At 65.1% G+C, this 15013-nt stretch carries 11 protein-coding genes and 1 pseudogene; 9 read left to right on the top strand and 3 right to left on the bottom strand.

From position 1 onward, the window contains the following. Positions 1 to 30 precede the first annotated feature (30 nt). The 7 genes from OCX61_RS00770 (at position 31) to OCX61_RS00800 (ending at position 7912) form a co-directional block, all read left to right on the top strand. On the top strand, positions 31 to 483 hold the full coding sequence (locus tag OCX61_RS00770; protein WP_060486199.1) for a MarR family winged helix-turn-helix transcriptional regulator: 453 nt from the start codon (positions 31 to 33) through the stop codon (positions 481 to 483). After that, positions 480 to 2567: an FUSC family protein gene (locus OCX61_RS00775; protein WP_261942221.1), complete on the top strand. Its 2088-nt coding sequence runs from the start codon at positions 480 to 482 to the stop codon at positions 2565 to 2567. Before OCX61_RS00770 ends, OCX61_RS00775 begins: the two co-directional genes overlap by 4 nt. Then, positions 2564 to 2776, top strand: coding sequence for a DUF1656 domain-containing protein (locus OCX61_RS00780; protein ID WP_016392395.1), 213 nt, complete (start codon positions 2564 to 2566; stop codon positions 2774 to 2776). Before OCX61_RS00775 ends, OCX61_RS00780 begins: the two co-directional genes overlap by 4 nt. Then, positions 2773 to 3648: an efflux RND transporter periplasmic adaptor subunit gene (locus tag OCX61_RS00785; RefSeq protein ID WP_054883917.1), complete on the top strand. Its 876-nt coding sequence runs from the start codon at positions 2773 to 2775 to the stop codon at positions 3646 to 3648. The genes OCX61_RS00780 and OCX61_RS00785 overlap by 4 nt, the downstream gene beginning before the upstream one ends. Beyond that, positions 3645 to 5063 carry an efflux transporter outer membrane subunit gene (locus tag OCX61_RS00790; RefSeq protein ID WP_261942222.1) on the top strand — a complete coding sequence of 473 codons (1419 nt, stop codon included), beginning with the start codon at positions 3645 to 3647 and terminating at the stop codon, positions 5061 to 5063. Before OCX61_RS00785 ends, OCX61_RS00790 begins: the two co-directional genes overlap by 4 nt. A 402-nt stretch (positions 5064 to 5465) precedes the next feature. Beyond that, positions 5466 to 7406, top strand: coding sequence for an FTR1 family protein (locus OCX61_RS00795; RefSeq protein ID WP_261942223.1), 1941 nt, complete (start codon positions 5466 to 5468; stop codon positions 7404 to 7406). 56 nt (positions 7407 to 7462) lie between these two features. Next, on the top strand, positions 7463 to 7912 hold the full coding sequence (locus OCX61_RS00800; protein WP_060485674.1) for a YaiI/YqxD family protein: 450 nt from the start codon (positions 7463 to 7465) through the stop codon (positions 7910 to 7912). A gap of 485 nt (positions 7913 to 8397) precedes the next feature. Here OCX61_RS00800 and elbB read toward each other — a convergent pair whose 3' ends face one another. Beyond that, a complete protein-coding gene (gene elbB, locus OCX61_RS00805) occupies positions 8398 to 9066 on the bottom strand; it encodes an isoprenoid biosynthesis glyoxalase ElbB (RefSeq protein ID WP_261942224.1) in 669 nt (222 codons plus the stop codon). Positions 9067 to 9179: 113 nt separating this feature from the next. Between elbB and OCX61_RS00810 the strand changes: the two are divergent. Beyond that, positions 9180 to 9758 (top strand): annotated as a pseudogene (locus tag OCX61_RS00810) (sterol desaturase family protein); the annotation flags it as partial. Positions 9759 to 10307: 549 nt separating this feature from the next. On the opposite strand, the gene OCX61_RS00815 reads toward OCX61_RS00810, so the two are convergent. Beyond that, positions 10308 to 10952, bottom strand: coding sequence for a DedA family protein (locus OCX61_RS00815; RefSeq protein WP_261942225.1), 645 nt, complete (start codon positions 10950 to 10952; stop codon positions 10308 to 10310). 213 nt (positions 10953 to 11165) lie between these two features. Here OCX61_RS00815 and ppk1 point away from each other — a divergent pair, with 213 nt between their 5' ends. Further along, on the top strand, positions 11166 to 13397 hold the full coding sequence (gene ppk1, locus OCX61_RS00820) for a polyphosphate kinase 1 (protein WP_261942226.1): 2232 nt from the start codon (positions 11166 to 11168) through the stop codon (positions 13395 to 13397). Here ppk1 and ppx read toward each other — a convergent pair. Further along, positions 13384 to 14886: an exopolyphosphatase gene (gene ppx, locus OCX61_RS00825; RefSeq protein ID WP_261942227.1), complete on the bottom strand. Its 1503-nt coding sequence runs from the start codon at positions 14884 to 14886 to the stop codon at positions 13384 to 13386. The two genes, ppk1 and ppx, sit on opposite strands and share 14 nt — an antisense overlap. Positions 14887 to 15013: the final 127 nt, after the last annotated feature.

Consider the following 15013-nt stretch of genomic DNA (forward strand, 5'->3'; position numbering starts at 1 on the left):
TAGCAAACTATGAATATCCTTGGTTCCCCAATGTCCATTGACTCCCTGCGCCTGCAAGTCAGCAGCGGCATGGTGGTTGCCGCTCGCCACTGGCGGCGCATCTGCCACAACGCCCTGATCGGCTACGGTATCTCCGAGGCCTGCGCCGCACCGTTGCTGATGATCGTGCGCCTGGGCGATGGCGTGCACCAGGTGGCTGTGGCCCAGGCTGCAGGCCTGGAAAGCCCGTCGCTGGTACGCCTGCTCGACCAGCTGTGCAAGGCTGGGCTGGTCTGCCGCAGCGAAGACCCGCTGGACCGCCGCGCCAAGGCCCTGAGCCTGACCGCCGAAGGTCGTCGCCTGGCCGAAGCCATCGAAGCCGAACTGGTGCGCGTGCGCCATGACGTGCTGCAGGGCATCGACGAGGCCGACCTGCAGGCCGCGTTGCGCGTGTTGCGTGCCTTCGAGGCCGCTGGCCTGGGTACTGCGGGCGGGGTGGCATGAACGGTTTCTTCAGCTCGGTACCGCCGGCCCGCGACTGGTTCTACGGCGTGCGCACCTTTGCCGCGTCGATGATCGCCCTGTACATCGCCCTGCTGTTGCAATTGCCGCGACCGTACTGGGCGATGGCCACGGTGTACATCGTCTCCAGCCCGTTCCTCGGCCCTACCAGCTCCAAGGCGCTGTATCGCGCCGTGGGTACGCTGCTCGGTGCTGCCGGGGCAATCTTCTTCGTGCCGCCGCTGGTGCAGTCACCGTTGCTTTTGAGCATCGCCATCGCCCTGTGGACCGGCACCTTGCTGTTCCTTTCGCTGAACCTGCGCACGGCCAACAACTACGTACTGATGCTGGCGGGCTACACCTTGCCGATGATTGCCCTGGCGGTGGTCGACAACCCGCTGGCGGTGTTCGACGTGGCGTCTTCACGGGCCCAGGAAATCTGCCTGGGGATCGTCTGCGCGGCGGTGGTCGGTGCGATCTTCTGGCCGCGCCGGCTGGCTCCGGTGGTGGTGGGGGCCACCGGCAACTGGTTCGCCGAAGCGATCCGCTACAGCGACACCTACCTCGCCCGCGAAGCCAGCGCCGACAAGGTCGGCGGCATGCGCGGGGCGATGGTCACCACTTTCAACTCCCTGGAGCTGATGATCGGTCAGCTCGGCCATGAAGGTGCCGGCCCGCACACCCTGAAGAACGCCCGCGAGCTGCGCGGGCGGATGATTCACCTGCTGCCGGTGATCGACGCCCTCGACGATGCCCTGATCGCCCTCGAAGGCCGCGCCCCGGCCCATTACGCGCAGATCCAGCCGGTGCTGGATGCCGCCCGAGAGTGGCTCAAAGGTACCGCCGACAGCGCCTCCATCGCCCGCTGGACGGCCCTGCACGAGCAGATCGAGCGCCTGCAGCCCGGCGCCGCCGCCCTCGACCAGCGCGCCGAGCTGCTGCTGTCCAACGCCCTCTACCGCCTGACCGAGTGGGCCGACCTGTGGCAGGACTGCTGCTCCCTGCAACACGCCCTGCGCAGCGACGATCCCAAGCCCTGGCGCGCGGTGTACCGCCACTGGCGCCTGGGCCGGCTGACGGCGTTCTTCGACCGTGGCCTGATGCTCTACTCGGTGGTTTCCACGGTGCTGGCTATTGTCGTCGCCTGCGGCCTGTGGATCGGCCTGGGCTGGAACGACGGCGCCAGCGCAGTGATCCTCGCCGCCGTGTCGTGCAGCTTCTTTGCCGCCATGGACGACCCGGCGCCACAGATCTACCGGTTCTTCTTCTGGACCTTGATGTCGGTGATCTTCTCCAGCCTGTACCTGTTCCTGGTACTGCCCAACCTGCACGACTTCCCGATGCTGGTGCTGGCCTTCGCCGTCCCGTTCATCTGCGTCGGCACCCTGACCGTGCAGCCACGCTTCTACCTCGGTACCTTGCTGACCATCGTCAACACCTCGACGTTCATCAGTATCCAGGGAGCCTACGACGCCGACTTCCTGACCTTCCTCAACTCCAACCTGGCTGGCCCGGCGGGCCTGCTGTTCGCCTTCATCTGGACCCTGGTGATGCGCCCGTTCGGCGTGGAACTGGCGGCCAAGCGCATGACCCGCTTCGCCTGGCGCGACATCGTCGAAATGACCGAGCCGGCCACCCTGGCCGAGCACCGTCAGGTCGGCGTGCAGATGCTCGACCGCCTGATGCAGCACCTGCCGCGTCTGTCGCAGACCGGCCAGGACAGCGGCGTGGCCCTGCGTGACCTGTGCGTGGGGCTTAACCTGCTCGACCTGCTGGCGTACCTGCCGCGCGCCGGCCAGCAGGCCCGCGAGCGCCTTAGCACGGTGATCGAGGAAGTCGGCGCGCACTATGCCGCCTGCCTGCGCGCCGGTGAGCGCCTGCACGCGCCAGCCGCGTTGCTGCGCAACATGGAACGTGCGCGCCTGGCGCTGAACCTGGATGAACTGTACGAGCGCGGCGATGCCCGTACCCACCTGCTGCATGCCCTGAGCGGCCTGCGCCTGGCACTGCTGCCGGGTGTCGAGGTGATGCTCGAGCCTGCCGAACAACCGCAACTGCCCCCCGGGCTCGACGGAGCGCCCCTGTGATCGGTGAACTGGATATCAGTGGGGTGTTCCTGCCCACGCTGCTGGTGATGATGTTTGGCACCTACCTGCTGTTCCTGGGGGTGCACGCGGTGCTGGTGCGCCTGCATTTTTACCGCCTGGTCTGGCACCGGGCGCTGTTCAACGTTGCCCTGTATGCCGTGCTGCTTGGCGCGGTGGACCATTTTTGCCGAAGCCTGATGCTGCCATGAAAAAACCTTTGCTGACCCTGGGCCGTGTGGTCCTGACCTTGCTGGTAGTGACCTTCGCCGCCGTGCTCGTGTGGCAGATGGTGGTGTACTACATGTTCGCCCCCTGGACCCGCGACGGCCACATCCGTGCCGACGTGATCCAGATCGCCCCGGACGTGTCCGGGCTGATCCAGAAGGTCGAGGTGCGTGACAACCAGACCGTCAAGCGCGGTGACGTGCTGTTCACCATCGACCAGGACCGCTTCACCCTGGCCCTGCGCCAGGCCAAGGCGACCCTTGGCGAGCGCCAGGAAACCCTGGCCCAGGCGTCCCGCGAAGCCCAGCGTAACCGCAAGCTCGGCAACCTGGTGGCGGCCGAGCAACTGGAAGAGAGCCAGTCCCGCGAGGCCCGTGCCCGCTCGGCGGTCAGTGAAGCCCAGGTGGCGGTCGACACAGCCCAGCTCAACCTTGACCGCTCGGTGGTGCGCAGCCCGGTGGACGGCTACCTCAACGACCGCGCCCCGCGCGACCACGAATTCGTCAGTGCCGGCCGCCCGGTGCTGTCGGTGGTCGACAGTGCTTCGTACCACGTTGATGGCTACTTCGAGGAAACCAAGCTCGGTGGCATCCACATCGGCGACGCCGTGGACATCCGCGTGATGGGCGACAACACCCGCCTGCGCGGCCATGTGCAGAGCTTCGCCGCCGGTATCGAAGACCGCGACCGCAGCAGCGGCGCCAACCTGCTGCCCAACGTCAACCCGGCGTTCAGCTGGGTGCGCCTGGCCCAGCGCATTCCGGTGCGCATCGCCTTCGACGAAGTGCCGGAAGACTTCCGCATGATCGCCGGGCGAACCGCCACCGTGTCGATCCTCGAGGGCCAGCGCCCATGAAACAGCTGATCCTGGCGGGGTTCTGCCTGTCCCTGGGGGCCTGCATGATGGTCGGCCCCGATTACCAAGTGCCGAAGGACGCGGCGGTGCAACGCAGCGACCTCAACGGCCCGCTGCGCCAGGATGCCGACAGCGTGGTGTCGGCACCGGTACCCGAGGACTGGTGGCAGCTGTATCAGGATCAACGCCTCAACGAACTGGTGCGCCAGGCGCTGAGCGCCAATACCGAACTGCGCGTGGCTGCGGCCAACATCGCCAAGGCCCGTGCCCAGGTCGAAGTGGCCGAGTCGCAAGGTGGCTTCAATGGCGGCATCAAGGCGGGTGCCCAGCGCCTGCAGGAGTCCGGCCAAGCCTTCCTGCTACCTGAGAAGGTGCCGGTGGCCAACATCGGTGAGGCCATCATCAGCGCCTCGTACCAGTTCGACCTGTGGGGCACCTTCAAGCGCGGCACCGAGGCCGCCAAGGCCAACGCCGACGCGGTGCAGGCCGCCGCCGACACTGCGCGTATCACCCTGGTGGCCGACGTGGTCAAGGCCTACACCCAAGTGTGTTCGGCCAACGAGGAATACCACATCGCCCGCGAGTCGCTGGACCTGCAGGAGCAGAGCGTGAAGCTCAACCAGCGCCTGCGCGACGCCGGCCGTGGCGACGAAACCCAGGTCACCCGCTCGCAGACCCAGTTCAAGTCGTTGCGCGCCGAACTGCCGCGCTTCAAGGCCGAACGCGAAACGGGCATGTACACCTTGGCGGCGCTGCTGGCCAAGCCTGTGGATAAGTTGCCTGCCGGCACCGCAGATTGCGCCGAGTTGCCACAGCTGAACCAGCTGGTCCCGGTGGGTGACGGCGCGGCCCTGCTCAAACGCCGCCCCGACGTGCGCCAGGCCGAACGCCAGTTGGCAGCCGCCACCGCCGAAATCGGTGTGGCGACCGGTGCGCTGTATCCGGACATCAGCATAGGTGCCCAGGTCGGCACCATCGGTATTCTCGAAGACCTCGGTGACCCGTCGACCAACCGCTGGGGCTTTGGCCCGCAGATCAGCTGGAGCATCCCGACCAACGGTACCCGCGCCCGCATTCGCATGGCTGAAGCTTCGACCCAGGCTGCCCTGGCACATTTCGACGGGGTGGTGCTGAACGCTGTCCGCGAGACCCAGACCCGCCTGGCGCAGTACAGTGCACTGTTGGATCGGCGTGATGCGCTGGCCGAGGCGGAGAAGTCGGCGAAGGAAGCGGCGGACCAGACGCACCGGTATTACCAGGCAGGGCGTGAGTCGTTCCTGGCGGATTTGCAGGCGACGCGGACTTATACCGATATGCGCTCGCAGCTGGCGGCGGCCAATAGCCAGGTGGCGTTGGGGCAGATTGGCGTGTTCCTGGCGTTGGGTGGGGGGTGGAAGGAGGCTGGGAAGCAGTGAAGTTGAAGTGCCTGCCTTGGCATTTTCAGCGCCAGTGAGATCGAGCGCCGCCCGCGCGGCGCATCGCGAGCTGCGCTCGCTCCTACGTTTGTTTCGGGCCAGTGATGCCTGTGGCAGACGCGCGCGACCGCCTTGTTTGTACCCCGCGATAGGGCGCCATGCGCCAAAAGGGGCCGCGCGCAAATACCCCAGAAATAATTGGCCTGAAACAAACGTAGGAGCGAGCGCAGCTCGCGATGCGCCGCGCGGGCGGCGCTCGATCTAACAGGCGCTGCAAAACTGTCGGCAGGCACCTGTCAGCCATCACCCCGTCTCTACGGCAATCCATCTCATCAGATTTGTCTCAAGATTTTTCATGAAATCCCGCCACAACCCTTGAGCGAAGCAAAGTGGAAGTGAACAATGTTCTCTTTCGCATTCCCACCGAGACTGGCCATGAAAACCCGTTCCCGTCTGCTCGCCTGGTTGCCGGCTGTACTGCTTGGCCCGGTGCTGGCGCTGTGCAGCACCCTGGCGCAGGCCGAAGCGCCCGCCGAGGCTGCCAAAGCCCTGCATTTGCTGGACTACATTGGTGCCGACTACCCCCCGACCGTGGACAACGGCAAGGTGATCGACGACGGTGAATACCGTGAGCAGCAGGAATTCAGCGGCGTACTGGCCGACCTGGTCCAAGGCCTGCCGGCCAACGCCGAGCAAGCCGGTCTGCAGCAAGGTGTACAAGCACTGCGTCAGGCCATCGACCAGCGTCAGGACGGCGCAGCGGTAGCCAGGCAGGCCCGCCAGCTGGGCGCGCGCCTGGCGGTGGCCTATGAGGTCAGCCAGGCCCCGGTGATCACGCCGGACCCGGCCCGTGGCGCCTCGCTGTATGCGCAGAACTGCTCGATCTGCCACGGCGACACCGGCGCAGGCGACGGCCCGGCGGGCGTGGGTCTGGAGCCAGCACCGGCCAACCTGCGTGACACCGCACGCCTCGACCAGTTGAGCCTGTTCGACCTCTACAACACCCTGGCGCTGGGCATCGACGGTACCGAGATGCCGTCGTTCGCCGACCAGCTGGATGAGCGCCAGCGTTGGGATGTGGCTGCCTACATCGCCAGCTTCACTGCCAAGCCAGAAGCCGCCAAAGGCGACAAGACCTGGAACATCGCTGACCTGGCTCGTCAGACCCCGGCCGAAGTCGCCGCCAATGAAGGTGATGCTGTGGTCGAGGCGTTCCGCGCCCAGCGCGCCCAACCGCCGCTGGTCAAGCGCGGCCCGTCGCAGTTGCTCGAATACACTGCCAGCACCCTGGACAAGAGCCTGGCAGCTTACCGTGCAGGCGACCGTGACCAGGCCTATGACCTGTCCGTAGCGGCCTATCTGGAAGGCTTCGAGCTGGTCGAAAGCTCGCTGGACAACATCGACACGCAAGCGCGCAAGAACACCGAAAAGGCCCTGATGGCCTACCGTCAGTCCCTGCAGGACGGCCTGCCAGTCGCCCAGGCCGAACAGCGTCTTGCCGATGCTAAAACCAAGCTCGGCCAGGCGGCCAAGCTGCTGGGCAGCGATGGCCTGAGCTGGTCGCTGAGCTTCATTTCCGGCCTGCTGATCCTGTTGCGTGAGGGCCTGGAGGCGATCCTGGTACTGGCCGCTGTGCTGGCGTTTCTGCGCAACACTGGCCAGCAAACGGCCATTCGCAGCGTCAATATCGGCTGGGGCCTGGCGCTGGTCGCCGGCTTTGCCACCTGGGCCGTGGCGGCCTATGTGATCGACGTCGGCGGTGCCCAGCGTGAGCTTCTCGAGGGCAGTACGGCCTTGTTCGCCAGCGTCATGGTGCTGTGGCTGGGGGTGTGGATGCACGACCGTCGCCATGCTGCCGCCTGGCAGGACTACATCAAGAGCAGCCTGGTCAGTGGCGGCGGGCGCTTCGGTTTTGCCGTGCTGGCGTTCTTCTCGGTGTACCGCGAGCTGTTCGAAGTGATCCTGTTCTACGAAACCCTATGGCTGCAGGCTGGCCCAGCTGGTCATCAGGCGGTGCTGGCCGGCGGCGCAACGGCGCTGGTGCTGCTGGTGGGCCTGGCCTGGGTGATCCTGCGTGGGTCGGCGAAGTTGCCGCTGTCGCTGTTCTTCAGCATCAACGCCGGGCTGTTGTGTGCGCTGTCGGTGGTGTTCGCCGGGCATGGCGTGAAGGCGCTGCAGGAGGCGGGCGTGCTGGGCACGCGGCCGGTGGCGTTCTTCGAGTTCGACTGGTTGGGGATTCACCCCGATGTGTACTCGCTGAGCGCACAGGCGGTGGCGCTGCTGGCCATTCTGGTGTTGTATGGGCGTAGTCGCCTGGCCGAGAAACGTCGGGCTACCGTTTGAAGGTTGATGCTGCTGGCCCCTTCGCGGGCAGTGCAGGAATGAAGAGATCTGACTGAATGCGCATCTGGATCGACGCCGATGCCTGCCCCAAGGCAGCCAAGGACCTGATCGTCAAATTCGCCCTCAAGCGCCAGCTCGAGGTGGTGATGGTCGCCGGCCAGGCCGTGGCCAAGCCGGCCTTCGCGATTGTGCGCCTGATCGTGGTGCCCAGCGGCATGGACGCAGCCGACGATTACCTGGTCGAGCACGCCGTGCCTGGCGAGCTGGTGATCTGCAGTGACGTGCCGCTGGCCGACCGCCTGATCAAGAAGGGCGTGGCAGCCCTGGATCCACGTGGCCGCGAGTTCGACGAACGCAACATGGGCGAGCGCCTGGCGGTGCGCAACCTGTTCACCGAGCTGCGCGAGCAGGGCCAGGTCGGGGGAGGGCAGGCGCCCTATGGCGAACGCGAGAAACAGGCGTTTGCCAATGCCCTGGACCGCATCCTGACCCGCTTGACCAAGTAGTGGCCGGGGGCTGCCTTGCAGCCCATCGCCGGCAAGCGCGGCTCCCACACCGGCCGTATTCTGCTCTAGTCATGCGCAATCCCTGTGGGGTCTGCCATCGCCGGCAAGCGCGGTTCCCACACCGGCCGTATTCTGCTCTAGTCATGCGCAATCCCTGTGGGGTCTGCCATCACCGGCAAGCGCGGCTCCCGCACCGGCCGTATTCTGCTCTGGTCATGCGCAATCCCTGTGGGGTCTGCCATCACCGGCAAGCGCGGCTCCCGCACCGGCCGTATTCTGCTCTGGTCATGCGCAATCCTTGTGGGGGCAGCCATCGCCGGCAAGCGCGGCTCCCACACCGGCCATATTCTGCTCTAGTCATGCGCAATCCCTGTGGGTCTGCCATCGCCGGCAAGCGCGGCTCCCGCACCGACCGTATTCTGCTCTGGTCATGCGCAATCCTTGTGGGAGCCGCGCTTGCCGGCGATGGCCTGCGCAGCAGGCCCTTACTGCTCCCCTTCGTGGGTCAGTTCCAGCACCCGGTCGACCAGCTTGTAGATGCCGCCGGCGGCTTCGCTGATCGACTTGGCAACCATGTAGGCTGGGGTGGTGACCAGTTTGCGCTGGCTGTCTTCGACGATGTCATGTACATCGCATTCTTCATGCTTGCCGCCCATTTTCTCCACGGCCGACGCAGTACCTGCGTCATTGCCGATGGTGCAGACCACGCCAGGGCCGTAGATCTTCGCCGCCAGCGCCGGCGAGATGCAGATCAGCCCGACCGGCTTGCAGGCCTCGGCAAAGGCTTCGGCCAGTGTCAGCACATCCGGGTTCACCGTGCATTCGCTGCCTGCCACGGCAAAGTTGGACAGGTTCTTCGCTGCACCGAAGCCACCCGGCACGATCAGCGCGTCGAAATCCTCGGCCTTGGCTTCGCGGATATCCTTCACCTCGCCGCGAGCGATGCGCGCCGACTCGGTCAGCACATTGCGTGATTCGGGCATTTCCTGACCGGTCAGGTGGTCGATCACGTGCATCTGCGCGATGTTCGGCGCAAAGCACTGCACCTGTGCGCCACGCTGGTCGAGGCGCAGCAGGGTGATCACACTTTCGTGGATTTCGGCACCGTCGTACACACCACAGCCGGAAAGAATCACCGCTACTTTCTTGGTCATGCTCATTACTCCATTTTCGAGGCGCTAAATGTCCTCTAGTTTGGCAGATGTGGCCATAGGGATTACGGCGGGCGCATCCTAATCTCTGTGGATAACCATCGAGAGCGTTGCCCATGGACCTGATTCTGCTGGCCGTGCCGTTCTTCTTCGTGCTGATCGCGGTGGAGCTGGTCGCCGACCGCGTGCGCGGCCAGCGCAACTTCACCCTGGCCGATTCGATCAACAGCCTCAGCACCGGTGCGCTGTCCACCAGCACCGGCCTGCTGACCAAAGGCGTAGGGCTGCTGACCTATGCGCTGGCCTGGGAGCACCTGGCGCTGCTGCGCCTGCCGCAGAACGCCCTGTGGGTCTGGCTGCTGGCCTTCGTACTGTACGACTTGTGCTACTACTGGCTGCACCGCCTGGGCCATGAGCGCAACGTGCTGTGGGCGGCGCATTCGGTGCATCACCAGAGCGAGGAGTACAACCTCACCACCGCCCTGCGCCAGACCAGCAGCGGTTTCATCTTCTCGTGGATCTTCTACTTGCCGCTGGCGCTGGTCGGCGTGCCGCCGGTGGTGTTCATCACTGTGGCGTCGCTGAACCTGCTGTACCAGTTCTGGGTACACACCCGGCACATCCCCAAGCTGGGTTGGCTCGAGTGGGTGCTGATCACGCCGTCCAACCATCGCGTCCACCATGCGCAGAATCCTGCTTACTTGGATCGCAACTACGGTGGTGTGTTCATTGTCTGGGATCGCCTGTTCGGCACGTTCAAGGAAGAGGACCCGGCCGAGCCCGTTGTGTTCGGCGTGACCACGCCCTTGGCCAGCTGGAACCCGTTGTGGGCCAACCTGCAGTTCTATGCCCAGCTGTGCAGCGATGCCCGCCGCACCCGCCGCTGGCAGGACAAGCTGCGCATCTGGTTCATGCCTACCGGCTGGCGCCCGGCCGATGTCGCGGCGGCTTATCCACAGGCGAAGCAGAACCTGGCGTTGTTCCGCAAGTTCGAGATTGCCCTGGACCGGGCGTGGAAGGTGTACGTGGCGGTGCAGTTCGTCGTCTACATCGCGTTGGGCAGCTACCTGATGGATGTGGCCGAGCGTGTGCCGAGCGCCGCCCTGGTGCTCGGCTGGTCGCTGATGGCATTTGGCTTGTTCGTCTTGGGTGCGGCCCTGGAAAACCGGCCGTGGGCGCTGCGCCTGGAGCTGGCGCGCCTGCTGACGCTGGTGCCGGCGCTGTACCTGGCCGGCACGCTGGGCTTAGCGGTGGTCGTGCCCGTGTTCTGGCTGCTTCTCGGTGTTTACCTGCTGCTCAGTGCTGGCGGGCTGTTCCTCTGCCGCCGCGCGGCGCTCGGCGCGGATGGTGCGAAAGCGCCGGCGCAGCCACAGCAGGCCACCCAGCAGCAACAGGCCGCCGAGCACCCATAGCTCGTACTTCTTGATACTGCCCAGCATGCCTTCGAGGATGGCGCCGAAGTGGTAGGCCGCCAGGCCCAGCGCCAGGGCCCATACGGCGGCGCCGATGCCGTTGAGCAGCAGGTAGCGGCGCGGCGGGTAGCCGGACAGACCGATGGCCACCGGCATCACCGTGCGCAGGCCATAGACGAAGCGGAAGCTCAGCACCCAGATGTCCGGGTGGCGGCGGATATGCTCCAGTGCCCGGTCACCCATGGCCTGCCAGCGCGGCTTGCGCGCGAGGATCTTGCGCCCGTGCCGCCGGCCCATGAAGTACCACAGCTGGTCGCCGGCGTAGCTGCCACAGAAGGCCACCAAAACCACCAGCTTGATGTCCATGTATTCGCGGAACGCAAGGAAGCCCGCAAGGACCAGAATGGTCTCGCCTTCGAAAAAGGTGCCTAGAAAAAGGGCAAAGTAGCCGAAATCCTGCAGGAATTGTTGGAGCATTTTCTGAGGTGCTGGCGAAATGAACGCGCAGCCTACCCCTTCGCGCGCATTCGTGAAAGTGTCCAAATGTGTCTCGACGTGAACAATTCCTACACGGACAATACCGGCAGCCTTAAGTCGCGGCTTGCGCGAAGCTGTAACACAGCCGTCATAATGGACGCTTATCTTGCCGCTCAATTGATCATAGGGCGTTAACGTCCTCAGGAACGTCAGATGAATAATGAAGTGCTAACCCCTGTCGCGATCAAGGACGCCCAGGCAGTCCCCGAAGAGATGGTACAGACCCCGCCGGACCTGCCCGAGGTCTTGGAGCCGGTGGTCGAAGTCGCCGCCCCGGCCCCCGCGCCGGCACCGGCCATCGCCGTCCCGAGCCTGGACGACAGCAGCCTGTACATTCATCGCGAACTTTCCCAGCTGCAATTCAACATCCGCGTGCTGGAACAGGCGCTGGATGAATCGTACCCGCTGCTCGAACGCCTCAAATTCCTGCTGATCTTCTCCAGCAACCTCGACGAGTTCTTCGAGATCCGCGTCGCCGGCCTGAAGAAGCAGATCAACTTCGCCCGCGAGCTGGCCGGCGCCGACGGCCTGCAGCCGCACCAGGCGCTGGCGCGCATCAGCGAGCTGGTGCATATCGAGGTGGAGCGCCAGTACGCGATCCTCAACGACGTGCTGCTGCCGGAGCTGGAAAAGCACGCCATCCGCTTCATTCGTCGCCGCTACTGGACGCCGAAGCTCAAGACCTGGGTGCGGCGCTTCTTCCGCGACGAGATCGCGCCGATCATCACCCCGATCGGCCTCGACCCGACCCACCCGTTCCCGCTGCTGGTGAACAAGAGCCTGAACTTCATCGTCGAGCTCGAAGGCGTCGACGCCTTTGGCCGCGATTCTGGCCTGGCGATCATCCCGGCACCGCGTCTGCTGCCACGCGTCATTCGCGTGCCGGAAGACGTCGGTGGCCCAGGCGACAATTACGTGTTCCTGTCGTCGATGATCCACGCCCACGCCGATGACCTTTTCCAGGGCATGAAGGTCAAGGGTTGCTACCAGTTCCGCCTGACCCGTAACGCCGACCTGGCGCTGGATTCCGAAGAAGTCGACGACCTCGCCCGGGCCCTGCGCGGTGAACTGTTCTCTCGCCGCTACGGCGATGCCGTGCGCCTGGAAGTGGCCGACACCTGCCCGAAACACCTGTCGGATTACCTGCTCAAGCAGTTCAGCCTGAGCGAGAGCGAGCTCTACCAGGTCAACGGCCCGGTCAACCTGACCCGCCTGTTCAGCATCACCGGCCTCGACAGCCATCCGGAGCTGCAGTACACGCCGTTCACCCCGGCCATCCCCAAGCTGCTGCAGAATGCCGACAACATCTTCAGCGTGATCGGCAAGCAGGACATCCTGCTGATGCACCCGTTCGAGTCCTTCACCCCGGTGATCGACCTGCTGCGCCAGGCCGCCAAGGACCCGCACGTGCTCGCCGTGCGCCAGACCCTGTACCGCTCCGGGGCCAACTCGGAGATCGTCGACGCGTTGGTGGATGCGGCGCGTAACGGCAAGGAGGTCACCGCGGTGATCGAGCTGCGCGCGCGCTTCGACGAAGAGTCCAACCTGCAGATGGCCAGCCGCCTGCAGGCCGCCGGTGCGGTGGTGATCTACGGTGTGGTCGGCTTCAAGACCCACGCCAAGATGATGCTGATCCTGCGCCGCGAGCAGGGCGAGATCGTCCGTTACGCACACCTGGGTACCGGCAACTACCACGCCGGCAACGCCCGGCTGTACACCGACTACAGCCTGCTGACCTCCGACGACGCCCTCACCGAGGACGTCGGCAAGCTGTTCAGCCAGTTGATCGGCATGGGCAAGACCCTGCGCATGAAGAAGCTGCTGCACGCGCCGTTTACCTTGAAGAAGGGCATGCTCGACATGATCGCCCGGGAGACCCAGTTCGCCCTGGAAGGCAAGCCCGCGCACATCATTGCCAAGTTCAACTCGCTGACCGACGCCAAGGTCATCAAGGCGCTGTACAAGGCCAGCCAGTCGGGCGTGAAGATCGACCTGGTGGTGCGCGGCATGTGCTGCCTGCGCCCAGGCATTCCGGGGGTTTCGCACAACATCCAGGTGCGCTCGATCATCGGCCGCTTCCTCGAGCACACGCGGGTGTTCTACTTCCTCAACGGCGGCGAAGAGCAGATCTACCTGTCCAGCGCCGACTGGATGGAGCGCAACCTCGACAAGCGCGTCGAGACGTGCTTCCCGGTAGAGGGCAAGAAGCTGCTGCTGCGGGTTAAGAAGGAGCTCGAAGGCTACCTGACCGACAACACCCACGCCTGGACCCTGCAGCCTGACGGGCGCTACGTACGCAGCACCCCGACTGGCAACCAGAACCCGCGCAGTGCCCAGGCGACCCTGCTGGAGCGCCTGAGCAACCCGGTCCTCAACGTACGCTGAGGACGAAGCCGACCCGGGTCAGCCACTCCGCCTCGTTGGCGAAGTCGGCCTGGGTCAGCTGGTTCTGCTCCAGCCAGCCTTCCGGGAATACCACTTCAAGGCTGTTTTCGCCGGCCCGCAGCTCCACCTTGGGCATCTGCTGGTTGCCCCGGATGTGGTGGAACAGGATGGCGAAGCGCAGCAGCACGCACAGGCGAATCAGTTGCACGGCGTCGTCGCCGAATTCCGTGAACTTGTCCTTGGGGATGTTGCGGCGATGGCCACGTACCAGCAGGGCCATCATCTGCTGCTCGTCGCGAGAAAACCCGGCCAGGTCGGAGTGCTCGATCAGGTAGGCACCGTGCTTGTGGTAGTGGTAGTGGGCGATATCCAGGCCGATTTCGTGGATTTTCGCCGCCCAACCCAGCAGATCGCGCCAGTTTCCTTCCTCAAGCTGCCAGGCCTCGGCCACCTGGTCGAAGGCGTTCAGGGCCTTGCGCTCGACGCGCGCGGCCTGCCCCTGGTCGACGTGATAACGCTCCATCAGCGAGTTGAGGGTGCGCTCGCGCACATCCTCGTGATGATGGCGGCCAAGCAGGTCGAACAGCACGCCTTCGCGCAGGGCACCGTCGCAGTGTTCCATGCGCTGCAGCTCCAGGGCGTCGAAGATCGCCTCGAGAATCGCCAGGCCGGCCGGGAAGATGGTGCGCCGGTCGGGTTTGATGCCTTCGAAGTCGATCTTGTCGACCTCGCCCAGCTTGAACAGCTTGCGCTTGACCCAGGCCAGGCCTTCGGCATTGACCTCGCCGTTGCCCAGGCCGCCGGCCTTGATCGCGGCGCCGATGGCGCGGATGGTGCCGGACGAGCCGATGGCCTCGTCCCAGGTCAGGCGATGCAGGGCGTTTTCGATGCTCATCAGCTCCAGGCGTGCAGCGGTGTAGGCCTGGGCGTAGCGCGCCGGGGTGATCTTGCCGTCACGGAAGTAGCGCTGGGTGAAGCTCACGCAGCCCATCTGCAGGCTTTCGCGCAGCAGCGGTTCGAAGCGCTGGCCGATGATGAACTCGGTACTGCCGCCGCCGATGTCGGCGACCAGGCGCTTGCCGGGGGTGTCGGCCAGGGTGTGCGACACGCCGAGGTAGATCAGGCGCGCCTCTTCACGGCCGGAGATGACCTCCACCGGGTGGCCGAGGATGGCTTCGGCACGCTGGATGAATTCGTTGCGGTTGCGCGCTTCACGCAGGGCGTTGGTGCCGACGATGCGCACCGAGCCTGCCGGCATGCCGTTGATCAGCTGGGCAAAACGCTTGAGGCATTCCAGGCCTCGCTCCATGGCTTCTTCGCTGAGCTTGCGCTCATCGTCGATGCCGGCGGCCAGCTGAACCTTCTCGCCGAGCCGCTCGAGAATGCGGATCTCGGTGTGGTGTGCCTTGGCCACGACCATGTGGAAGCTGTTGGAGCCCAGGTCGATGGCGGCGATCAGGGACAGGTTCTTCGCGGAAGTATGCGGCATTCTGTGTGTTCTCGGTCGGTAACCCGGCAATCGTGCCACGATCCTTGGCTGACGCCAACGCGCACCACACCGGGCCTTGATGCAAGGCAATGTGCCATTCCAATGCTATGACACTTGTGTGACAGTT

This window comes from Pseudomonas sp. LRP2-20 (genome assembly GCF_024349685.1).
GTDB lineage: Bacteria > Pseudomonadota > Gammaproteobacteria > Pseudomonadales > Pseudomonadaceae > Aquipseudomonas.

Excerpts from the sequence above, each read along its gene's own strand:
- OCX61_RS00800 (WP_060485674.1), top strand. The coding sequence starts at position 7,463 with ATGCGCATCTGGATCGACGCCGATGCCTGCCCCAAGGCAGCCAAGGAC.
- OCX61_RS00785 (WP_054883917.1), top strand. The coding sequence starts at position 2,773 with ATGAAAAAACCTTTGCTGACCCTGGGCCGTGTGGTCCTGACCTTGCTG.
- OCX61_RS00790 (WP_261942222.1), top strand. The coding sequence starts at position 3,645 with ATGAAACAGCTGATCCTGGCGGGGTTCTGCCTGTCCCTGGGGGCCTGC.
- OCX61_RS00815 (WP_261942225.1), bottom strand. The coding sequence starts at position 10,952 with ATGCTCCAACAATTCCTGCAGGATTTCGGCTACTTTGCCCTTTTTCTA.
- ppx (WP_261942227.1), bottom strand. The coding sequence starts at position 14,886 with ATGCCGCATACTTCCGCGAAGAACCTGTCCCTGATCGCCGCCATCGAC.
- OCX61_RS00795 (WP_261942223.1), top strand. The coding sequence starts at position 5,466 with ATGTTCTCTTTCGCATTCCCACCGAGACTGGCCATGAAAACCCGTTCC.
- OCX61_RS00770 (WP_060486199.1), top strand. The coding sequence starts at position 31 with ATGTCCATTGACTCCCTGCGCCTGCAAGTCAGCAGCGGCATGGTGGTT.
- OCX61_RS00775 (WP_261942221.1), top strand. The coding sequence starts at position 480 with ATGAACGGTTTCTTCAGCTCGGTACCGCCGGCCCGCGACTGGTTCTAC.
- elbB (WP_261942224.1), bottom strand. The coding sequence starts at position 9,066 with ATGACCAAGAAAGTAGCGGTGATTCTTTCCGGCTGTGGTGTGTACGAC.
- ppk1 (WP_261942226.1), top strand. The coding sequence starts at position 11,166 with ATGAATAATGAAGTGCTAACCCCTGTCGCGATCAAGGACGCCCAGGCA.